Origin of the sequence: Rugosimonospora acidiphila (genome assembly GCF_039543385.1) — a bacterium.
Lineage (GTDB): Bacteria > Actinomycetota > Actinomycetes > Mycobacteriales > Micromonosporaceae > Rugosimonospora > Rugosimonospora acidiphila.
Window position 1 is genome coordinate 126,514 of the sequence record NZ_BAABJQ010000005.1, and the last position, 21,351, is coordinate 147,864.

The following is a 21,351-nucleotide window of genomic DNA, read 5'->3' on the forward strand; positions in this document are numbered from 1 at the left end:
GTCGGCGGCTACCGGACCGCGGCCAGCAGGCCGAGTTCGGCGGCGCGTTGGAAGACCGGGGCGAGCGCGACGTCGGGATCGCGGTGGAACACGCTGGAGCGCACCCGCACGAAGCTGGCGTTGCCCACCCGCTCCAGGATCGCCTGTCGGCGCAGGTCGGCGGCGAACGCGTCGGCGCCGTGGTAGCGGTCGCCGTCGCACTCGACGGCCAGCCGCCGGCCGTCCGGCGCGGTCAGTACGAAGTCGATCCGGTAGTCGCCGATCCGGAACTGCGGTACCGGTGACAGCCCGCGCCCGCGCAGCCGGCGCAGCACGGCGCGCTCGAAGTCGTTGGTGCAGGCGGACTCCGGATCCTGTGGCGGCCGCTCGCCGAGCCGGGGCTGCTGGCAGTAGGCCAGCAGCAGGGCGCGCGCGTCGTCGTCGGCCAACTCCTGCAGCCGTACCGAGTGGAACAGCCAGAGCTGGTCGCGGGCCCGGGACGCGGCCACGTTGATGCGTCGGTGGTAGTCCCGGCGGGTGAACGCGCCGATGGCCGCGCGGGACGGCACAGCGCCGACGCCGCCCGGCACCCCGGGCGCCACCACCATGGAGACGAGCACGATGTCCCGCTCGTCGCCCTGGAACGTGTACGGGTCGCCGACCCGCAGCGCCCGGCGCTCCAGTTCCTCGGCGCCGATCTGCTCACGCAGCCGGTGCTGCAGGTACGCGGCTTGGCCGCTGGTGGACAGCAGGCTGACCACGCCGATGGTCTTGGCGTCGTACCGCGGGTCGGCGACGATCAGCTCGACCCGGCTCACCAGCGCCTCCGCCTCGGCGACGTTGACCTCGCCGAACTCGTCGCGCGGCTCGCGCAGCCCGCCGGGCACGAACACCGCGTTGACCGGGTTGTCGATGCCGGCGGGGAGGTCGGCGCGCAGCGGTTGGATCTTGCGGTCGTAGTAGGTGTCGCTGGAGAACGCGATGATCGCCGGTACGCAGCGGAAGTGCTCGGTGAGCAGGATGCGCTCGGGTGAGCGGCGCACGGCATGGTCGTACAGGCTGCTCTCGGTGTCGAAGTGCGCCCGGGACGGTACCTCCCGCAGCTGATCGTTGATCAGTGCGCCTACCTTGTCCGCCGGTACCCCGACCAGCTGCGGCCCGATCTGCTGATCGTCGCCGACCACCACGGCGCGCCGGGCCAGGCTCAGCACCGGCAGGGCGAAGATGTCGGCCTGGGACGCCTCGTCCACGACCACGACATCGAAGCGCGGCTCCCCGCCCTGGAACTGCTCCAGCGCGCGATCGATGGACATCACCCAGACCGGTACGGCGGTCACCGCCTCGGCCATCGCCTGCGCGGCCATCGCCTGCCAGTGGGCGGCGGTCTTGCCGGTACCCTTGCCGATCTTGCGAAGCGCGGCGGTCCAGTCGGCGAGCGCGGCCTTCTTGCGGTCGTCCAGCCCCCTGGCCACGGCCAGCCAGGCGGAGGTGACCACGAGGTCTCCGGTGAGCGAGCGGATCTGCTCCCGGCAGCGCTCCACCCGCCGGCCCAGCGCGGCGGTGTCGACCTGCCCGACCACCTCGTCGAACCAGGTCTGCGCCTGACGCCAGCGCCACGCCAGGTAGCCCTGCTCCCCGGAGCCGGGCAGGGCGGCGCCGGCCTCGATCCGGCCGGCCCAGCCGGGTGCGACCTCGGCCAGCCGCGCCACGAGTTCGGCGAAGCGCAGCGCGTCCGGGCGTACCGCCCGCAGCCGGCGGACCTCGGCCAGCGCCGCGTCCCAGCCGGCCAGGTCGTCCGCGCGCCAGGCGGCGGCCAGCGCGGACATCGGCCCAGCCGGGCCACGCTCGCCGGCCCCGCTACTCCCGCCGGCCTGATCTTGGGTATCGGCTCGATCGGGCCCGTCGGGCTCGACGGCGGCCTCCCGCAGCTCGATCCAGCCGGCCACCGCGTCGTGCTCGGCCCGCAGCCGGTCGGCGAGCAGCACGTTGCCGCACGCCTCCACCATGCCGGCCAGCTCGGCCAGGGTACGGGCGTCCACCTGCCGCTGCTCGCGCGACAGGATCACGCTCAGCGTCTCGTACAGGTCCGGCCACTGGTGCCGCTCCCAGTCCAGCGCCCCGGTCGCCGAGGTGAGCAGGTGCCCGGCCCAGATCTCCGGCTCGGCACCGGGCGGCACCGGGAAGTCCAGCCGGGCCGACCATTCGGCCCACCGAGCGGACAGCTGCGACCGCAGCTGGGTGCGCTCCACGCTGGCGATGACCAACTCCACGTCCGCGACGGTGCGCAGCTCTTCCCCGTCGACCCGGCACGCCACCATGAGCCGGTGCAGGTCGGTCCGGGCGAACCGGCCGATCCTGCGGCCCTCGGCCAGCCGGTCACGGGTCTCGTTCAGCGACGCGAGCAGCTGCCGTGGCGCCGCCGCCTGCTCCTCCGGTACCTCGACGCGCCGACCGGCCAGAAGCGTGGTGCGCCGGCTCAGCTCGCCGAGAATCTCCCGGCATCCGGTGACGTGCCCGTCCCAGACCGCCTGCCAGGCGGGGTCGCGCAGCAGGTGACCGAGCCGGTCGGTCCAGGTGCCCTCCTGCCGGGTCAGCTCGCCGGCCGCGTCGCGCAGGGCCCGGGCCAGCTCGTCGAGGCGCGGCTGGCCGAGTTCGCGTACCCCTTCGGGTCGGATGCCGCGCTCAACCAGCGCGTCGACCGCCTTGCGGGCGTCCCGGAGCCCGGCCCGGCGCCCGGCCAGCTGTTCGCCGGTGGGCAGTTGGCCCTCCACCGGCAGCTGTCCGCACGCGGCGGCCCGGTCGGCGGCCGGAAGCCGGTGGGCCAGGTCGAAGAGGGTGGCGAACTCCGCCACGGTCAGCGGCGCGGGCACGCCCGGCGGTACCGGGTCGGGGATCAGCGCCAGGGCGGGTGCGTTGCCCCGCAGCCACTCGCCGACCTCGCTGGCGGTGCCCACGCCACCGGGCAGCTCGAACGTCGCGGCCTCCCGCTCGGCGGCCTCGCGCAGCCGCTCCTGGGCCTCGGCCAGCTCGCCCTCGGCCCGCTCGATCTCGGCCTCCAGCTTGTCGGCCCACCGCGCCTCCGCGTCCTTGTTCAGGGTGGCCGCCCGGTCGGACAGCTCCCGCGCCGCGAGCTGAAGCTGGACCAACTGGTCGGCCGAGCGGCCCAGCACGGCCAGGCACAGCGGCTGGATCTGCTCGGGCAGGCCGTCCCGCAGGACCCGCAGCGGGTCCTCCTTCTGCGCCAGCACGAGCACCCGCTTGCCGTGCGCGACCAGGTGGCAGATGAGGTTGCGGATGGTGTGGGTCTTGCCGGTACCGGGCGGGCCCTGGACGGCGACGCTGCGGTGCTCGGCGAGCCGGCGCGCGATGGACTCCTGCGCCTCGTTGCTGGGCATCGGCATCAGCAGCCGACGACCGACCCGAGTCCAGTCGGCCGGGTCGTCGCCGGGCAGGCGCAGCCGGCTGGGTTCGTGCGCGAGCACGCTGGCCAGCGCGCCGACCTGTCCGTCCTGACTGGACAGTCGGGTACGCATGTCCTCCAGGAACCGGCGGACCATCCGCAGTCGGGGCCTGGCGAACAGCACCCCGGTACCCTCGATGTCCTTTGTGGACAGAGCGAGCCGGCGGGCGGCCCGCTCGATGAAGGCGGCGAGGTCGGGCTCGTCCCACGGGTCGACGTCGACCTGGCCCACCGGCCCGGCCAGGTCGAGCAGGTCGGCCACCCGCCGCCCGTCCAGATCGGCCAGGGCGTCCACCTGGAGCCGGGGCGGCCCCTGCGGTACGACTGCCACCTCGGCGCGCTCCGGGTCGTACTCGATAGCGACCGGGGTGGCCAGCAGCGGGTACGCGATCCGGTGGCCGGCCGCCTCGGTGCGCAGGATCGCGTGACCCCAGACCAGCTCGGTGCCGGCGGCGGTCATGTCCAGCCGGTAGCGCAGGTCGTAGAGCCGATCGTGCAGGCGCCGGGTCGCCTCGGCCGAGGCCGCGGCGCGCGACCAGGGCCGCCAGGCCCGCTCCAGCCAGCCCAGCAGCTCGGCCTGGCGGGCCGGCCACTCCCCCGCGCCCGAGCTCGCCTCCTCGCTCGGCACCCCGTCCCGTCCGAGACCCGCGGGATCTTCCGGCAAGGTCGGCCCGGTCGGCACTGTCGCCCCGCTCGATGGTGCCGGCGCGGTCGGCACGGCTCGCGCGGTTGGCGCGGCCGAGACGACCGGCGTGCCGGGCGCCGGTGGGGCCAGTCGGGGTTCGTCTACATAGGACAGGTCCCAGGACAGGTGGGCGACCAGACCGGCCGGGATCATCGGGTCCGGCGGCGGAGCCGGCCGCCCGACCGTGAGCCACGGCCCGCCGGGCTCGGCCGGACCCAGCCGGCAGGCCGGATCGGCGGGCAGCTCCGCATGCCAGACCGAGTCCGTGGAGGGCACGGTGCGGACCGGCTTGTCCAGCAGCGAGCGCACCGCGAGCAGGTACTCCACGAGGGAGACCGCGCGATCGCGCAGTGCCGCTGGGTCGTCCGACTCGGCCACCCCGTCCATCCGCATGACGGTAGCCCGAGGCGGCCACGGCTGGCCACACGGCATCCCGGTTCCCAGGACGGCCCCCGGAGCCGTGAGCCCCGGGCCGGGAGCCGGGCCGGGAGCCGACGGGTGGGGGGGTCGCGGGCGGCGGTTAACGGCGGGCGGTTCGCGGGTACTCCGCCAGTCGTGATCGTGGTGGGTACCTCGGGCTGGCAGTACCGGGACTGGCGGGGCCGGTTCTATCCCGAGGGCGTGCCGCAGCGCCAATGGCTTGAGTACTACGCCTCCGCGTTCGCCACCGTCGAGGTCAACAACGCGTTCTACCGGCTGCCGGAGCGCGAGACGTTCGCGCAGTGGCGGCGGCGCACCCCCGACGACTTCTGCGTCGCGGTGAAGATGAGCCGGTTTCTGACGCATATCAGGCGGCTGCGGGACCCGGACGAACCGGTCGCGCGGTTCCTGGCCCGGGCCGAGGCGCTGGGCGACCGGCTCGGACCGGTGCTGCTGCAGCTTCCGCCCACGCTGCCGGTGGACCCGGAGGCGCTGGACGCGGTGCTGGCCCGGTTCCCGGCCACGGTACGGGTGGCGGTGGAGCCCCGGCACGAGTCGTGGTGGACGCCCAGGGTGCGCTCCACGCTGGAGCGGCACGGGGCGGCGCTGGCCTGGGCGGACCGGCTCGGGCGCCCGGTCACGCCTATGTGGCGCACCGCCGACTGGGGTTACCTGCGGCTGCATGAGGGGCGTGGGACGCCCCGGCCCTCGTACGGGCGGGCGGCGCTGGTCTCCTGGCTGGACCGGGTGGCCGGGACCTTCGCGGTCGACCGCGAAGCGGTCCACGTGTATTTCAACAACGACCCGGGTGGCGCCGCGATCCGGAACGCCACGGCGCTCGCCGCCCTGGCGGCCCGCCGGGGGCTACCGGTCAGCCGGTACCCGGCCCCGGCGAGGTCGGCTCCTCGGACGGCCTAGGGTCGCGGCGGGTCACCCCGCCGATCATCGGTGCCGCCCTGGGTCAGCGGCGGTGCGCCGGGTTCGCGGTGTGCGGCAGCTTGCCGAGCTGGCGCCAGTTGCTCTCGACCATGTCGACGCCGAAGTGCTTGGCCGCCGCTTTGATGTTGGCGAACGCCTGGTCGCGCTCCGCCTCGCTCACACCCTGAACCTGGTCAAACCTGGCCAAAGCGTTCTGAACGTGCCGCGCGTCGGTCAGCGGCTCCTTGCGCTTGTCCGGGAAGGCGTAGACCGAGTCGGGCAGGTCGCGGCGCTCCTTGCTGGACAGCGTGCCGTGATCATCATGGGGCTTCCAGGTTACCTTCATGCCCGATCCGGTACCCGGCCTCCGGAGGGGGCAAACGACCGGCCGGGCCGGTCGACCGGCCCGGATGATCTCGGATCGGGCCGGTCAGCCGGCCGAGGTCGAGTCGGCCTGGGCCGAATCGGGCTGCGCCACACCGGGCGCGGCGGGGCCGGGCGCGGCGGGGCCGGGCGCGGCGGCGGCTTGGGCCGAGCGCGCCAGCAGCAGGGCCTCGGCGACGGCCTGCTGGTTGGCCTGCCAACGCCGGCTCATGCTCCGCTCGGCGAAGAACGCGCCGAACGGGATGGTGCCCGCCAGCAACACCAGCACCAGCTTCACCAGCGGTATCCGGAGCCGGACGGTCAGCTCGAACGCGCAGATCAGGTAGACCATGTACGCGAAGCCGTGGATCTGGCCCACGATCGCCACCAGCGTCTCGTTGTGCGCCCAGATCTGCATCGGAATCGCGACGAAGGTCAGGACCAGCAGAAAGACCGCGGTGAAGTAAGCCATGAACCGGTACCGGAACAACACGCCGCGGCGGACCGGTGCGCGTACCGGAACCACAGGCACGGCCTGGGAGGTCGACATTCCCCGAGAGTAGCCGCCGCCGGATCGGACGCACCGGGCGGTCCGGACACCCGTGACCTGCTCGACTCCACCGACACGGCGCCGCCGTGGGGCCCGGCGGGAGCCTCAGCGGGGCGGCGCGGGGACGCGTCGACGCCTGCGCGCGGTCGGGCGGGCGGGGCCGGCCGGGTGGGTGGGCCGTCAGCCGGGGGCCGGCCGCTGGACGTCGCGCTCCAGGATGTCGCCGTACCGGGCCAGCACCCGGGCGCGAAGCTCGGGATCGTTGCGCGGTACCGGCTCCAGAAAGACCTCGTCGAGATCGGTGAACTCCTGGCGCAGCGAGGCATCGATGCGCACACAGGCCCGCTCCAGCTCGGCCGCGCTCAGTGAATCCTGGAAGTCGAGCCGGGCGCACAGCAGGATGTTGTCGCTTCCCACGATCATCGTGAGGATGTCGACCACCTTCTCCACCTCCGGCTGTTCGGCCAGCCGGATCCGGATCGCGCGAACCAGCCTCACGTTGGCCTGCTGCCCGATCAGCAGCCCCTTGCTGGTCTGTGCCAGCTGGTACGCCACCACGACCAGCAGCGCGGCGATCGCCAGCGCGGCCGTGCCGTCGTACACGGCCGAGCCGGTGGCCTGGTGCAGCGCCAGCCCGGCGAAGGCCAGCACGATGCCGATGAGCGCGGCGGAGTCCTCCAGCACCACGCTCTTGACCGTCGGGTCCCGGGGATTGCGCAGATAGGCCCGCCACGTTTCGCCCATCCTCGCCGACTCCGCCCGCAGTTGCCGGACACCCTGGCTGAACGAGATGCCCTCCAGCACCGCCGACAGGCCGAGCACCGCGTATCCGACCCAGGCCCGGCCCTCCTCGCCGCCGTGGCCGCGCAGCGTGCGGTACCCCTCGTAGAACGAGAAGGCGGCGCCCGACGCCAGGATGCCGATCGCGGCGAGCAGCGACCAGAAGAACCGCTCCTTGCCGTACCCGAACGGGTGACGCCGGTCGGCCGGGCGGCGCGAGCGGCGCAGCGCGGTGAGCAGCAACAGCTCGGTGACCGTGTCGCCGACCGAGTGCGCCGCCTCGGACAGCAGCGCCGCCGAGCCGGTCAGCAGCCCGGCCAGCGCCTTGAGGATGGCGATGCCGAGGTTGGCGGCCAGGGCCAGCAGGACGGTGACGGTGCTGCCGTCCTGCGACTTGTTCTGGCTCGCCGTCGTCATGGGTCTCATCCTTCCGGCTGCCGGCGCTTCGCGCCTCCCCGGGACCTCGAAAAGGCTTCGCGTCGCCGGATCGACCGACCGTCGCCGAGATCCCCGCCGACCCGTGAAGCCTCCACAGTAGACAGTGGAGCCATCCACCGGCCGGGCGACCCCGGCTCCGCCGCCGCGCAACCCGGCTTCGCCGGCCGACCGGAGGCCGATTCACTCGGCGCGTGCCAGAATAGGGACACTGACCCCAGGACCGCCGTAATCCGACGATTTCCGATCAAGGCGTTTTCAAGATCAGGGCAACCCAAGATCAAGGCAACTCGGGATCAGGCAATTTCGGATCAGGGCAATTTCGGGATCAAGAGGTGAGGCGTCATGCCCGACTCTCCCCGCACGATCGCCGCCCACCGGGCGGCCCGCCGCCGGCGGGTCCGGCTGACCCTGCTGATCAGCGCCGGCGTCGTCGCATTCTTCGTGCTGTGCTGCGGCGGCATGTTCGCCGGGGTCCAGTCGCCGTTCTGACCCCGACAGCTCCCGCCGCACGGCCCGGCCGACCAGCGGGGCCAGGGGTCCGGTCGCTGGGTGGATTGGGGCATTTCGGGGTATCAGCCGGTGTTCGGGCTAGTGCCCCAGGCCGGCCACCAAGTTGATCGTGACGGCCACGATGACCGTGCCGAACATGTAGGACAGCATGGCGTGGCGCAGCGCGATCGACCGCGCCTCCTTGGTCTCCAGCTTGGTGTCGGAGACCTGGAAGGTCATGCCGATCGTGAACGCCATGTAGGCGAAGTCCGAGTAGGCCGGCGCCTCGGTCTGGTTGAAGCCCACTCCCCCGTCCGGCCCGGTGTAGTACATCCGGGCATAGCGCAGGGTGAACGTGGTGTGCACCAGGGTCCAGGACAGCACGATGCTGGCGATAGCGAGCACGACCAGGAGAAACTCGGCCATCCCCTTGGCGTGCCTGGCCTGTACCAGCACGAAGCCGACCGCCACCAGGCTCGCCACGGCGGCGAAGATCAGCAGCACGTCGGCGATGGGCCGGGTCGGGTCCTCGTGCCCGGCCCGCTGCGCGGTCCGTTCGGCGTTCATCGGCCAGATCACCGACCAGATCAGGCCCACCCAGGTCAGCGCCATCGCGTCCCAGCCGATGAGCGGAGCCAGCCTCCCGGGGCCGAAGACGCCGGCGAGGGCCCCGCCGATCAGGCCGGCGGCGGCGGCCAGGCCGACCCTGGCCACCGCCGAGTGGTGCTCCGGCGTCCTGAATGGCATGGCCCTGTCCTACCCACATCCCGCCCCGCCACCCGGCGCGCCGCAGCGTACGGGCGCCGCCCCCGCCACGAGGACACCCGGTGGCCCGCTCACGGCGCCCCGTGGGGGGCGCCCGGCCGCGTCACTCGGCGGTGGCGGGCGCCACCGGAGGGCCGGGTTTGGGCAAGCCTGGGCTAGGCTCGACCGGTGGCCGGACCCATTGTCGCGTCCGGCGGGCTGGGGCTCGGCTCGGAACTGGACTGATGATGATCGACCGCGAAAAGGTACGAGTACTTCTTCTCGAGAACATCCATCCGGATGCGATTTCCCGGATGGAGGCCGAGGGCTACCACGTGGAGACCCTCGGGCGGGCGCTGGACGAGGACGAGTTGATCGAGCGGATCGACGGCGTCTCGCTGCTGGGCATCCGATCAAAGACGCAGGTCACCGCGCGGGTCATTGAGGCCGCGTCCGATCTGGTCGCCATTGGTGCGTTCTGCATCGGTACCGACCAGATTGACCTGTCCGCCGCGGCCGCCGCCGGCGTCGCCGTCTTCAATGCGCCCTTCTCCAACACCCGCAGCGTGGTCGAGCTCGCGCTCGCGGAGATCATCGCTCTCACCCGGCGGCTGACCGAGAAGAACTCGGGAATGCACGCCGGACTCTGGGACAAGGCCGCCGACGGCAGCCACGAGGTGCGCGGGCGCAGCCTGGGCATCGTCGGGTACGGCAACATCGGTACCCAGCTCTCGGTGCTGGCCGAGAACCTGGGCATGCGCGTGTACTTCTACGACACCGCGGACAAGCTGACCCTGGGTAACGCGCAGCGCTGCGGCACCCTCGACGAGCTGCTCGAGCGCTCCGACGTGGTGACCCTGCACGTGGACGGCCGGCCGGGCAACAGCGGATTCTTCGGCGAGGAGCAGTTCGCCAGGATGCGCGAGCACAGCCTGTTCCTCAACCTCAGCCGCGGCTTCGTTATCGACCACGCGGCGCTGCGCCGGCACCTGGCCTCCGGGCACCTGGCCGGCGCGGCCGTGGACGTCTTCCCCGAGGAGCCCAAGGGCCGGGGTGACGAGTTCGTCTCCGAGCTGCGCGGCCTGCCCAACGTGATCCTCACCCCGCACATCGGCGGCTCCACCGAGGAGGCGCAGGCGGACATCGGCGGGTTCGTGGCCGGCAAGCTGGCCCAGTACGTCAACGAGGGCAACACCACGCTGTCGTCGAACCTGCCGGCCATCGCGCTGCCGCAGCAGCCCGGCACCTACCGTTTGGTGCACATCCACCGCAACATGCCCGGCGTACTGGCCCAGGTCAACAGCATCCTGGCGGAGCACGGCGTGAACGTGGAAGGGCAGTTGCTGTCCACCCGGGGCGAGCTGGGCTACCTGCTCACCGACATCGGCTCCGACTACTCGGAGAACGTGCTGACCCGGCTGCGGGACATGACCGAGACCGTGCGCCTTCGCGTGGTCAGGTGACCCACCGGCCGGCCCGAGGCGAACGCCCGGGCCGGCCGCATGTCCGGCCACCGTTACCTGTCGGGTAATCGCGAATGCTCCGGGGCCGGGCGAGAATGGGGACATGATCAGCACTTCGCTCCAATCCCCCCGGCCGCCGGTCGGCGAACTGCTGCGCCAGTGGCGCGAGCGCCGCCGGCTCAGCCAGCTGGAGCTGTCCATCCAGGCCGACATCTCCACCCGCCACCTCAGTTTCGTGGAGACCGGGCGGTCCAAGCCGAGCAGCGAAATGATCGTGCGGCTGACCGAACAGCTGAATGTGCCGCTGCGCGAACGCAACCAGGTCCTGCTGGCCGGCGGGTACGCGCCGGCGTACCCGGAGACCGCGCTGTCCGCGCCGGAGATGGCGGCGGTACGCGAGGCGGTCCGCCGGGTGCTGGCCGGGCACGAGCCGTACCCGGCCCTGATGGTCGACCGGCACTGGAACCTGTTGGACGCGAACGCCGGCATCGCCCTGTTCACCGAGGGCTGCGCGCCCGAGCTGCTGGCACCGCCGGTCAACGTGCTGCGGCTGGGGCTGCACCCGGGCGGGATGGCCCGGCACATCACGAATCTCGCGGAGTGGCGCGGGCACCTGCTCGACCGGCTGCAGCGGCAGGCCGCGGCGACCGCCGACCCGGTGCTGTCCGAGCTGCACGAGGAGGTGTCGGCGTACCAGTCGCCGGAGCACCCGGCCGGGTCGCCGGCGATCGGTCCGTCCATTGTGGTGCCGCTGCACTACCGGTACGGCGACCGGAACCTTTCGTTCTTCAGCACCACGGCCGTGTTCGGCACCCCGCTGGACATCACCCTGTCCGAGCTGGCGATCGAGTCCTTCTTCCCGGCCGATCCGCAGACGGCCGCGTTCCTGACCGCCCGGTAGCTCCCGCCACCGTCCACACTGGACTTTGTGTCAGGCGTGCCGGCCGGCCCGGTCGGCGCGCCGTTGGCGCGCGTTCTCGGCCCGCCCGGCGAACACGTCGACCAGTGCCGCGCACAGCGCGACGACGTCGAACGCGACACTGAGTAGCACCGCCCGCTGGAAGGCGGACGAGTAGTCGTTGTGGGTGGAGGCGACGGTCGCGAAGAACACCGACCCGACCGTGGCGATGCCGATCGCCGAGCCGATGCGCTGGAAGGTCTGCAGCACTCCGCCCGCGCTGCCGGCCTCGCGCACCGGCACCTCGGACAGGGTCAGGGTCAGGTTGGGTGAGATCACCGCTCCGCTGCCCACCCCGGCCAGCAGCAGTGGCGCCGCGGTGGCGAAGCCGACGCCGCGCCCGGGCACCAGATGCACCGCCACGACCGCACCGCCGACGCCGAGCGCCACCATCGCCAGGCCGGCCGCGACCAGCGGCCGGCCCAGCTTGGTGATCACGCGACCGGCCAGCGCCGCGGAGACCGCGGAGCCGGCCGCGAACGGGGTGACCGCGACGCCCGCCTCCAGCGCGCTGTAGTGCTTCCCCTGCTGCAGGAAGAGGGTGAACACGAAGAAGGTGGCGGTGAAGCCGGCGAGGTAGATCAGACCTATCAGCAGGCCGAGCGCGTACGAGCGCCTGCGGAACAGCTCCAGGTTGATCAGGGAGTCGCGGCTGCGCCCGTACCGCCGCTCCCAGAAGATGAACGCGACGAATACCCCCACCGCGGCGACCACCAACAGCCACTTGGCCTGGCCGCGCCACTCCTGCTCCTCGGCCAGCGGCAGCAGGAGCAGGACCACCCCGAGGCCGAGCAGGATCACGCCGACCGGGTCGAGGTGCTGCCGGCGGCGCTGCTCCGGGCGCCTGGCCGGGATCAGCCGGTACGCGAGGAGGATGGCCAGGGCGCCGATCGGCACGTTGACGTAGAACACGTACCGCCAGCCCTCCCGCTCGCCGAAGATCGCGATGAGCACCCCGCCGAGCAGCGGTCCGACCGCCGTGGAGATGCCGATCGTGGCGCCCAGCAGGCCGAAGGCCCGGCCCCGCTCGGCGCCCCGGAACAGCTGCTGGATCAGCCCGCTCACCTGCGGAATGAGCAGGCCGGCCGCCAGTCCCTGGATCAACCGGGTGATGATGAGCAGCATCGCGTTGGGCGAGATGCCGCACCCGGCGCTGGCCAGCGCGAACACCGCCACGCCGAGGATGAACACGTTGCGCCGGCCGCGGGCGTCGCCGAACCGCCCGGAGGGGACCAGCACCAGCCCGAAGGTCAACGCGTACCCGGAGACCACCCATTGCAGGTCGCTCTGCGTACCGTGCAGCCCCACCTTGATCGAGGGCAGCGCGACGTTGACGATGCTGACGTCCAGCAGCGACATGAACCCGGCCACCAGGCAGACCGCGAGGGCCTTCCAGCGGCGCGGGTCGGGCGTGTATTCGGCCGACTCCTCGGCGGCCCCGCCTGCCTGCACGACCGGCTCAGCTCAGCCGCGGAAGCAGCTCGTTCGCGGGCAGTTCGGTGCCGTACACCGGGGAGCCGGGTTGCTGTTTGCGTCCTCCCTGGGCCAGGCCGCCCGAGTCCACCGGCTGGAAGCCCATCTCCTCGATGAGGTCGAACACGCAGCGCTTGGCGCCGTCGTCGTCGCCGGCGACCGGGACCCCGTACAGCAGCGCCTCGCCGCCGGTGCGCGGGGTGTCCTGCAGGGTGTCCCAGGGGATCGTGTTGAACGCCTTGACCACCCGGGAATCGCGCAGGTGCCGCTGGACCAGTTCGCTGGACGTGGTGCTGTCGGAGTCCAGGTCGGGGTAGCGGCCGTCGCGTTCCGGGTAGTAGTTCGTCGCATCCACCACCGGCTTGCCGGCCAGTTCCTCGGCCGGGGCCTCGCGGTAGCGGCCGAACGGCACCGAGAGCACCGCCAACTCGCCGAATCGGGCGGCCCGGGCCGGGGTCTCGGCGCGCGCCTTGGTGCCGAGGCTGGACTCCAGCTCGCGCAGCGTCTCCGGTCCCCGCGAATTGGCGATGGCCACGTCGTGCCCGGCGGAGACGAAGTACCTGGCGAGGGTGCTGCCGATGTGCCCGGCTCCGATGATCCCGATCCGCATGACGACTAGCTACCCGGCCCCCGTCGGGCTAACCCTCAGGCCACCCGAAGCCGGACGTCTCGGCACTGAAACCCCGAGTTCGGCATTCATCGGTACTGACCCTGGAAAATGCGACGACGCGGGGCTGCGGGCAAACTGGGTGGGGCCAGCCGATACGCCGGTTCGGTGATGATGGCCAACAATGCCCCGTTTTGTTTGTCAGCAAGGTGACATCCGCCCGATGGCCACGATGATGACACTGGCGAAAATCGGGTTCGCACCGCAGGCTTTTTCCGGGGAGGATTCCCGTCCGGCGGTCCGACCATTTCCCACCCACCAGTTTCGCCGTTTGCACGACCGAAAGCATCTGACGATTAACCGGGGACATTACGGAGGGGAACGGTGACGACGATCAACTTCGTCTCGACTGCCAATGCTGCCGTAGACCATGAAACGACGATCACGGTCCCCTTGGCCCCGCTGGATCTGCCCAACGAGGCGGGGTTTGCCCGTACCGGCTGGGAAGCCCGGTACGTGCGTCTTCTGGTGCTGCTTGATCTTTTGGTCGGGATGGTCGCTGCCGGGGTAGCACTGATCTCCCGTTTTGGCTCGTCGGTCGATGAAACGTACAACCGGGACTATTTGTGGTTCACTCTCGCGTTGCCGTTCGCCTGGCTGCTCACGTTGACAATTTACCGAGCGTTCGAACCAAGGTACCTGTTCGTAGGAAACGATGAGTACGAACGGGTATTTCGAGCCGGCGTTGGGATGACTGCCGCACTAGCCATTCTTTCATTCACGTTTGATTTGCGCCTGGCCCGGGGCTACATCGTCATCGCAATGCCGTTGGCCATTGTCGCCGGGCTGTCCGTGCGATGGTTCATGCGCCGGCGACTGCACGCCGCCTGGGCCAGCGGCGAACGCCTGCGCCGGGTCATACTGGTCGGCCACGAGCAGGCCGCCCAGGAGACCACCCGGCAGTTGCGCCGCGAGCGCTACCACGGCATGGGCGTGGTGGGCGTGTGCCTGCCCCGGGCGTTCGTCGAGGCCGGCACGCTCGCGCGGGGCGTCCCGGGCGGCGCGTTCACGCCGAACGGCGCGGGAGTCCCGGCCGGCAACGGCGGAGCACCGGCGCCGGGCCAGCCGGTGCTGCGCCGGCTGCCCGGGCTGCCGCCGGTCTACGGCAGCTTCGACGAGGTCGCCCAGGCAGTCCAGCGGGCGCACGCGGACACCGTGATCGTGCTGTCCTGCCCGGAGTTGGACGGCACCGCGCTGCGCCGGCTCGCCTGGAAGCTGGAGCGCGACGACATCGACCTGATCGTGGCCAGCACCCTGGTCGACGTGGCCGGCGACCGGACCACCATCCGCCCGGTCGACGGCCTGCCGCTGCTGCACGTGGAGCACCCGCGGCTCAAGGGTGGCCGGCGGGTGTTCAAGGGAATCTTCGACCGGGTCGCGTCGCTGGTCGGGCTGCTGGTGCTGGCACCGGTCCTGCTGACGATCGCCGTGCTCATCAAGACGACGCCGGGCCGGCCTGGCCCGGTGATTTTCCAGCAGACCCGCGTGGGCCGCAACGGCCAGCAGTTCGTGATGTACAAGTTCCGCACCATGTACCAGGACGCCGAGTCCCGGCTGGCCGAGCTGAGCCACCTCAACGAGACCGGCGGCACCCTGTTCAAGATGCGCAACGATCCGCGGGTTACCCCGGTCGGCCGCTGGCTGCGCAAGTTCTCCCTCGACGAGGTCCCGCAGCTGATCAACGTGGCCAAGGGCGACATGTCCCTGGTGGGTCCCCGGCCGCCGCTGCCCCGCGAGGTGGCCGAGTACCCGTTCGACATGCGCCGCCGGCTCGTGGTCAAGCCGGGACTGACCGGACTCTGGCAGGTGTCCGGCCGCTCCGACCTGTCCTGGGAGGAGTCGATCCGACTCGACCTGCAGTACGTGGAGAACTGGTCGTTCGCGATGGACGTGATGATCCTTGCCCGGACGGTGTTCGCGGTATGCCGAAGCGCCGGAGCCTACTGAGCCTCGCTCAGCACCCCGCCGGTCTCCACGTACTCGGCGCCAGTGCTGGGGCACGTGAAGACATTGCCGTCCTTGGCCACGAGCGGTATCCCGGCCCGCCCCACCCAACCGATCCGGCGGGCCGGCACACCCACCACGAGTGCGAAGTCGGGTACGTCCCTGACCACCACCGCGCCGGCGGCGACCAGCGCCCAGCGGCCGACGCGTACCGGTGCCACGCACACCGCGCGCGCCGAGATCGACGCGCCCTCGCCCACCGTCACGCCGACCGCGTGCCAGTCGTCGCCGGTCTTGAGCCGGCCGTCCGGCGTGACCGCCCGCGGGTACTCGTCGTTGGTGAGCACCGCGCCCGGCCCGATGAACACACCGTCGCCCAGCACCGCCGGCTCGTACACGAGCGCGTAGTTCTGCAGCTTCACGTTGTCGCCCAGGCGCACGCCCGGGCCCACATACGCGCCGCGGCCAATGTTGCAGCCCTTACCCACCACGGCACCCTCGCGGATCTGGGCGAGGTGCCAGATGGAGGTGCCCGCGCCGATGCTCGCGCGATCGTCCACGTCGGCGGTTGGGGCGATGCGGGTGCTCATGTCGCTGTCCTCTCGACGCACCGGATGCGGCCACGGCGCCGCACGCGGCAAACGGTAGCCGAAATTCCGGGCGGACAAACAGTTTCGTCGGTGTACCTGTCCGGGACCGGGTGGGGGTTCCGTGCAGCCGATCAGTTTGGAGCACGCGTGTACCTCTCGATCCGGGACCGCCCCGCCAAGACACCCGGCCCGGGAACCCCCCCGATCCTGCGCCGGGTGGCGACGACCGTCTTCCTGCTGGGTGTGGTCAGCATGCTGACCGACATCTCGTCGGAGATGGTCAACGCCGTCCTGCCGCTGTACCTGACCGCCGAGGTGGGCATGGGGCTGGTCGCGTACGGCTTCGTCGACGGCCTGTACCAGGGCGTGAGCGCGCTGCTGCGGGTCGTGGGCGGGTACGCCGGGGACCGGCACGACCGGCCCAAGTGGGTGGCCGTCGCCGGGTACGGGATCTCCGCGGCCAGCCGACTGGCGATGATCCCGGCGCACGGGCTCGCCTCGATCACCGGTGTCATCACGGCGGACCGGCTGGGCAAGGGGCTGCGCACCGCGCCGCGCGACGCGCTCATCGCCGACGTCACCGAGCCCGGCATGCTGGGCCGGGCGTTCGGGGTGCACCGCACCCTGGACACCCTGGGCGCGGCGATCGGCCCGCTGGTGGCCTTCGCCGTCCTGCTGGCCGTGCCCGACGGGTACAGCTCGATCTGGGTGGTCTCGTTCGCCGTAGCGGTGATCGGGGTGGCCATGATCGTGCTGGCCGTACCCGACCGGCGCACCGGTGCCGGTACCGTGCGGCCGGCCGCCCGGGCGCTGGTGCGGGTGATGGTCTCCGCCCGGCTGCGCGGCCCGCTGATCGCCTGCACGCTGCTCGGGCTGTTCACCGTCGGGGACGGCTTCCTGTACCTGTCCCTGCAGCGGCGCGACGGCTTCGCGGCGCTGTGGTTCCCGCTGCTGTACGTGGGCACCAACATCTCCTACCTGTGCCTGGCCGTACCGCTGGGCCGGCTGGCCGACCGGATCGGGCGCGCCCCGGTCTTCATCGGCGGGCACGTGGTGCTCGTCATCGGGTACCTGGTCGGGGCGCTGCCCTCGGCCGGCACCGCGTGGACCATCGTCACCCTCCTGCTGCTGGGCGTGTTCTACGCGGCCACCGACGGGGTGCTCTCCGCCCTGGTGAGCCGGCTGATTCCGGCCGGTACCCGGGGCAGCGGGCTGGCCGCGGCGCAGACCGTACAGGTACTCGCCCGGTTCGCCTCGTCGGTCGCGTTCGGCGTGCTGTGGACGCTGGTCGGTCCGCGCGACGCGCTGCTGCTGGCGGCGGTCCTGCTCGGGGCGGCCGTCCCGGTGGCCTGGTGGCTGCTGCGCGGCCCCGGCGCCGGCGACACCACGCCGCTCGGCGACGCCGGCACCGCCCCCGCCGGAGCCGGCACCTCGACGAGGGGCGGCGCCCCCACGATGGACGCCGCCCCGACTGGCGGCGCCCCCACGACGGACGGCGCTCCCACGATGGACGGCGCCTCCGAGGGGGCGGCCCGATGACCTCGCCGGCCGATCCGACCGCCGGCGAGCCCGGGTCGGGCGGCAACCAGCGGCTGCGCCTGGCCATCCTGGCCGCGATCACCGCCGTCGCGGTCGCGGTCGCGGTCGGATATGTGGTGTACGCACACGGCCAGCGGGCCGAGGCATCGGCCAAGGGCCCGAAGACCGCCACCACCTCGCTGGCCGCGGTGTCCAGCGGGCCGCACGTGGTGTTCCGCAGCACCGCGCTGGGATCGGGCTACGGCCACATCGCCGTGGCTTCACTGTCCAATCCGGACGGTCCGCGGGCCATCACCCCGACCAGTTGCGACCGGGTGTACGCCGGCAGGGCGTCCGCGCTGTGCCTGGTGGCCGATCGCGGGATGGTCACCACCTACCGGGCGCTGACCCTGGGGCCGGACTGGCAGACCGTGGGCCAGGCACCGCTACCCGGACTGCCCAGCCGGGCCAGGATGTCGCCGGACGGCAGCCTGAACGTCACCACCACCTTCGTGTACGGCGACTCCTACACCAACCCTGGGCAGTTCTCCACCCGCACGCTCATCGCCCACACCGACGGTCAGCAGATCGCCGACCTCGAACAGTTCACCCTCGTCATCGATGGCCGGCGGGTCACCGCGGCCGACCGCAACTTCTGGGGCGTGACGTTCGCCGACGACGACACGTTCTACGCCACCGCGGCGACCGGTGGTCACACCTGGCTGGTGCGCGGCAGCATCGCGCAGCGCCGCATGGTGTCGATCCGCGAGGACGTCGAGTGCCCCTCGCTGTCGCCGGACAAGACCCGGATCGCCTTCAAGAAGCACGGCGACCTGCCGGCCGGACATTGGCGTCTGGCCGTTTACGACCTGACGACCGGCAAAGAGACCCTGCTCGCCGAGCCGCGCAGCGTCGATGACCAGGTGGAGTGGTTGGACAACGACCACGTCCTCTATGGACTGCCGCGCATCGGCGCGGCGGCGGCCACCCAGGACGTCTGGGTGGTTCCCGCGGACGGCACCGGCTCCGCCCGCGTCTTCGTCCACAACGCGTGGTCGCCCAGCGTGGTGCGGTGACCGTGAACGCGTCCTCCAGCCAATACCCACGCGGACGCCCTCGGCCCGGAATCGGAAGGAGTGGGTGCGTGACGGCCGTCAGCAGACCCGCAGACGCATCAAGGATCGTGCTGGGAGGTGTGCTCGTCGACCTCCGGCGACGCGACGAGGTGGTTTCGGTGGTGGGCGACCGACTCGCCGGACCCAGGGTGCCGGAACCACGGTCACCGCTGGCGATCGGGTCGGCCAACCTCGACCACGTGCACCACTTCGGGTCGGGCGGGCGCAGCGCGCCGGACATCGACGTGAGCGGGAATTCCCCGGAGTGGCTGATCCTGCTCGACGGCGCGCCGATGGTCCGCCACGCGACGCGGTTGACCGGGCGGGAGTGGCCGCTGCTGGCGGGCTCCGACCTGTTGCCGGAGCTGCTGGACACCGCGCAGGCGGCCCGGTCCCGGGTGGGCTTTCTGGGCGGCAGCGCCCAGATGCATGACCTCGTGCGGCCGGTGCTGGCCGACCGGTACCCCGAGCTGAGCGTGGCGGGATTCTGGGCACCGCAGCGCGCCGAACTCACCGACCCGGCCGCGGCGGCCGGGCTCGCCGAATCGGTGCGGCTGGCCAACGTGGATCTGCTCGTCGTGGGGCTGGGCAAGCCGCGGCAGGAGCGCTGGATCCAGCGGCACGCGGCGGCCAGCGGGGCACGGGTGCTGCTCGCGTTCGGGGCGGCGACCGACTTCCTGGCCGGTACCGCCTCGCGGGCACCCGGCTGGGTACGTCACGCAGGGGTGGAGTGGCTCTACCGGTTGTCCCGGGAGCCACGCCGGCTCACCCGCCGGTACTGCGTCCAGGGCCCGCCGGCCATGTGGCGGCTGTGGACGGACTCGCGCCGAGAGGCGAGCGGGGCCCGATGAGTGAGCGGAGCGAACGAGTCATGCGGATGAGTCGCGAGGGATTGGAGCCGGACCCGTCGGCCTTCGTTGACTGCACCGCCATCGTGGTCACCTACAACAGCGCGGCGGACCTGCCGGGACTGCTCGACACGCTGCCCCGGGCCGCACCGGGCATGCGGGTGCGGGCGCTGGTGGTCGACAACGACTCGGCCGACGACATCGAGTCCGCCATCGCCGGGCGGCCCGGCGTCACCCTCCTGCGCACGGGAGCCAACCTCGGCTACGCGGGCGGCATCAATGCCGGGCGCAAGCACCTGCGGGGCAGCCTCGGCCCCACCCGTACCGTCGCCATCCTCAACCCCGACCTGCGCCTCGCCCCGGCCAGCCTGGCGTGGCTGATCGCCGCGGCCTGCCGGCCGGCGGCCGGCGCGGCGGTGCCCCGGTTCGTCGAGGCCGGCGACGAGGCGGCCACGTTCCCGTCGCTGCGCCGGGAGCCGTCCACCACCCGGGTGCTCGGCGACGCGCTGCTCGGCCGGCGCTGGGCCGGCCGGCCCGGCTGGCTGTCGGAGATGGTCTGGGACCCGCGACGGTACGACGCCGAGGGGCCGGCCGACTGGGCCACCGGTGCGGTGCTGGTCGTCACGGCCGAGGCGGACGCCGCCGTCGGCGACTGGGACGAGAGCTTCTTCCTCTACTCGGAGGAGACGGACTACTCCCGCCGCCTGCGCGAGGCCGGCCGGACCATCCAGTACGTCCCGGACGCGCGGGTCTTCCACGAGGGTGCCGGCTCGGGTACGGGACCGGCCCTGACCGCACTGAACGAGGTGAACCGGGTGCGCTATTTCCGCAAGTACCACGGTCCGGCCGCGACCGCCGCGTTCCGGGTGGCCGTGACGCTGGGCCAGCTGCTGCGGATACGCCGGCCGGGCAACCGGATGGCGCTGGCCGCGCTGTGGTCCGGGCGGCGGCGCGCGGAGCTGCCGGGCCGGCCCGGGTCGCTTACGCAGGCCGCCACCGCCGACCCGGAGTACGCGCGATGACGGGTCTTTCGCAGGCGGGCGGCTCTTCCCGGGCGGCCGGCTCTCCACGGGCGGCCGACGCGGCGGCCGACGGCGGCGGGGCGCTGGGCTCCGTGGTCATTCCGGCGCACAACGAGGAGACCGTCATCGCGGACTGCCTCGCGCCGCTGGCCGCGCTCGCCGCGAGCGGGGCGCTGGAGGTCGTTGTCGTGTGCAACGGCTGCACCGACGCGACCGCCAAGGTGGCCGGGTCGTTCGCCGGCGTACGGGTGATCGAGCTCGAGGTCGGTTCCAAGCCGGCCGCGCTGCGCGTGGGCGACCGGGCGGCCAGCGCCCTGCCCAGGATGTACCTCGACGCCGACGTGGTGCTGCCCGCGGACTCCGCCCGGCGGGTGCTCACCCGGTTGGGTCGGATGGTCGCGGGCGGACCGCTGGCCGGGCGCCCACCGGTGCGGTACGACGCCTCGGGGTCGACCTGGCCGGTGCGCCGCTACTACCGGGCCCGGGCTCGGATCCCGGCCGTGCTCGGGTCGCTGTGGGGCGCGGGTACCTATGCGCTGTCCGCCGAGGGGCGGGCCCGGTTCGACGAGTTCCCCGATCTGGTCGCCGACGACCTGTGGGTGGACCAGCTCTTCGCCCCCGGCGAGGTGGAGGTGGCCAGCTGCGAGCCGGTCACGGTCACCGCGCCGGCCCGCACCGGCGATCTGCTCAAGGTGCTGCGCCGCACGTACCGGGGCAAGGCGGAGCACCAGGCCAGCAACCCGGACACCGCGCACGAGACCTCCGGGCGCACCGCCCGGGACGTCCGACTGCTGGCGCGCAGCGGATTCTCCGGCCTGGTCGACGCGACGGTCTACACGGGATTCGTGGTGACGGCCCGGGTCCTGCGGCGGTTGGCGCGCAACGATTCCTGGGAACGGGACGACAGCTCCCGGGCCCGCTGACCCG

18 protein-coding genes are annotated in these 21,351 nt (G+C 72.3%); 10 read left to right on the forward strand and 8 right to left on the reverse strand.

Annotated elements, in window-relative coordinates; all coding sequences use genetic code 11:
• Positions 1-8: 8 nt before the first annotated feature.
• The gene (locus ABEA87_RS10590) at positions 9-4,511 is read right to left on the reverse strand and encodes an AAA domain-containing protein (protein ID WP_345628413.1); all 4,503 of its coding nucleotides are present in this window, start codon (positions 4,509-4,511) and stop codon (positions 9-11) included.
• Between the two features lie 168 nt (positions 4,512-4,679).
• On the opposite strand from ABEA87_RS10590, the gene ABEA87_RS10595 reads away from it, so the two are divergent.
• Positions 4,680-5,462: a DUF72 domain-containing protein gene (locus tag ABEA87_RS10595; RefSeq protein ID WP_345628414.1), complete on the forward strand. Its 783-nt coding sequence runs from the start codon at positions 4,680-4,682 to the stop codon at positions 5,460-5,462.
• A 43-nt stretch (positions 5,463-5,505) separates the two neighbouring features.
• Here the strand turns inward: ABEA87_RS10595 and ABEA87_RS10600 are convergent, their stop codons facing one another.
• The 3 genes from ABEA87_RS10600 to ABEA87_RS10610 all read right to left on the reverse strand — a co-directional run bounded on the left by ABEA87_RS10600 (position 5,506) and on the right by ABEA87_RS10610 (position 7,572).
• Entirely contained in the window at positions 5,506-5,808 is a 303-nt protein-coding gene (locus ABEA87_RS10600; protein WP_345628416.1) for a DUF6582 domain-containing protein, read from the reverse strand.
• An 84-nt stretch (positions 5,809-5,892) separates the two neighbouring features.
• Positions 5,893-6,375, reverse strand: coding sequence for a DUF3817 domain-containing protein (locus ABEA87_RS10605; protein ID WP_345628418.1), 483 nt, complete (start codon positions 6,373-6,375; stop codon positions 5,893-5,895).
• 180 nt (positions 6,376-6,555) lie between these two features.
• The gene (locus tag ABEA87_RS10610) at positions 6,556-7,572 is read right to left on the reverse strand and encodes a cation diffusion facilitator family transporter (RefSeq protein ID WP_345628420.1); all 1,017 of its coding nucleotides are present in this window, start codon (positions 7,570-7,572) and stop codon (positions 6,556-6,558) included.
• A 363-nt stretch (positions 7,573-7,935) separates the two neighbouring features.
• Between ABEA87_RS10610 and ABEA87_RS10615 the strand changes: the two genes are divergently transcribed.
• On the forward strand, positions 7,936-8,082 hold the full coding sequence (locus ABEA87_RS10615) for a hypothetical protein (RefSeq protein ID WP_345628422.1): 147 nt from the start codon (positions 7,936-7,938) through the stop codon (positions 8,080-8,082).
• A gap of 99 nt (positions 8,083-8,181) precedes the next feature.
• Here ABEA87_RS10615 and ABEA87_RS10620 read toward each other — a convergent pair whose 3' ends face one another.
• Positions 8,182-8,829 carry a DUF1345 domain-containing protein gene (locus ABEA87_RS10620; RefSeq protein WP_345628424.1) on the reverse strand — a complete coding sequence of 216 codons (648 nt, stop codon included), beginning with the start codon at positions 8,827-8,829 and terminating at the stop codon, positions 8,182-8,184.
• A gap of 242 nt (positions 8,830-9,071) precedes the next feature.
• Here ABEA87_RS10620 and serA point away from each other — a divergent pair, with 242 nt between their 5' ends.
• A complete protein-coding gene (gene serA, locus ABEA87_RS10625; RefSeq protein ID WP_345628426.1) occupies positions 9,072-10,289 on the forward strand; it encodes a phosphoglycerate dehydrogenase in 1,218 nt (405 codons plus the stop codon).
• 103 nt (positions 10,290-10,392) lie between these two features.
• Complete coding sequence (locus tag ABEA87_RS10630; RefSeq protein WP_345628428.1) at positions 10,393-11,190, forward strand: helix-turn-helix domain-containing protein; 798 nt, start codon at positions 10,393-10,395, stop codon at positions 11,188-11,190.
• 30 nt (positions 11,191-11,220) lie between these two features.
• Here ABEA87_RS10630 and ABEA87_RS10635 read toward each other — a convergent pair whose 3' ends face one another.
• Together ABEA87_RS10635 and ABEA87_RS10640 are read right to left on the reverse strand one after the other, a co-directional pair.
• A complete protein-coding gene (locus ABEA87_RS10635; RefSeq protein WP_345628430.1) occupies positions 11,221-12,699 on the reverse strand; it encodes an MFS transporter in 1,479 nt (492 codons plus the stop codon).
• Between the two features lie 7 nt (positions 12,700-12,706).
• Complete coding sequence (locus ABEA87_RS10640) at positions 12,707-13,330, reverse strand: NADPH-dependent F420 reductase (protein WP_345628432.1); 624 nt, start codon at positions 13,328-13,330, stop codon at positions 12,707-12,709.
• A gap of 819 nt (positions 13,331-14,149) precedes the next feature.
• Here ABEA87_RS10640 and ABEA87_RS10645 point away from each other — a divergent pair.
• Positions 14,150-15,334, forward strand: coding sequence for a sugar transferase (locus ABEA87_RS10645; RefSeq protein WP_425570833.1), 1,185 nt, complete (start codon positions 14,150-14,152; stop codon positions 15,332-15,334).
• On the opposite strand, the gene ABEA87_RS10650 is transcribed toward ABEA87_RS10645, so the two are convergent.
• Positions 15,328-15,921, reverse strand: coding sequence for an acyltransferase (locus ABEA87_RS10650; protein WP_345628434.1), 594 nt, complete (start codon positions 15,919-15,921; stop codon positions 15,328-15,330). The two genes, ABEA87_RS10645 and ABEA87_RS10650, sit on opposite strands and share 7 nt — an antisense overlap.
• 216 nt (positions 15,922-16,137) lie before the next feature.
• On the opposite strand from ABEA87_RS10650, the gene ABEA87_RS10655 reads away from it, so the two are divergent.
• The 5 genes from ABEA87_RS10655 (at position 16,138) to ABEA87_RS10675 (ending at position 21,347) form a co-directional block, all read left to right on the forward strand.
• The gene (locus ABEA87_RS10655) at positions 16,138-17,460 is read left to right on the forward strand and encodes an MFS transporter (protein WP_345628435.1); all 1,323 of its coding nucleotides are present in this window, start codon (positions 16,138-16,140) and stop codon (positions 17,458-17,460) included.
• Positions 17,457-18,515 (forward strand): TolB-like translocation protein, encoded by a 1,059-nt coding sequence (locus ABEA87_RS10660; RefSeq protein WP_345628437.1) that lies wholly within the window; start codon positions 17,457-17,459, stop codon positions 18,513-18,515. The genes ABEA87_RS10655 and ABEA87_RS10660 overlap by 4 nt, the downstream gene beginning before the upstream one ends.
• Before the next feature lie 158 nt (positions 18,516-18,673).
• Complete coding sequence (locus tag ABEA87_RS10665) at positions 18,674-19,405, forward strand: WecB/TagA/CpsF family glycosyltransferase (RefSeq protein ID WP_345628439.1); 732 nt, start codon at positions 18,674-18,676, stop codon at positions 19,403-19,405.
• Between the two features lie 26 nt (positions 19,406-19,431).
• Positions 19,432-20,424, forward strand: a complete 993-nt coding sequence (locus tag ABEA87_RS10670; RefSeq protein ID WP_345628441.1) for a glycosyltransferase family 2 protein — start codon at positions 19,432-19,434, stop codon at positions 20,422-20,424.
• Positions 20,421-21,347 (forward strand): glycosyltransferase family 2 protein, encoded by a 927-nt coding sequence (locus ABEA87_RS10675; protein WP_345628443.1) that lies wholly within the window; start codon positions 20,421-20,423, stop codon positions 21,345-21,347. Before ABEA87_RS10670 ends, ABEA87_RS10675 begins: the two co-directional genes overlap by 4 nt.
• Positions 21,348-21,351: the final 4 nt, after the last annotated feature.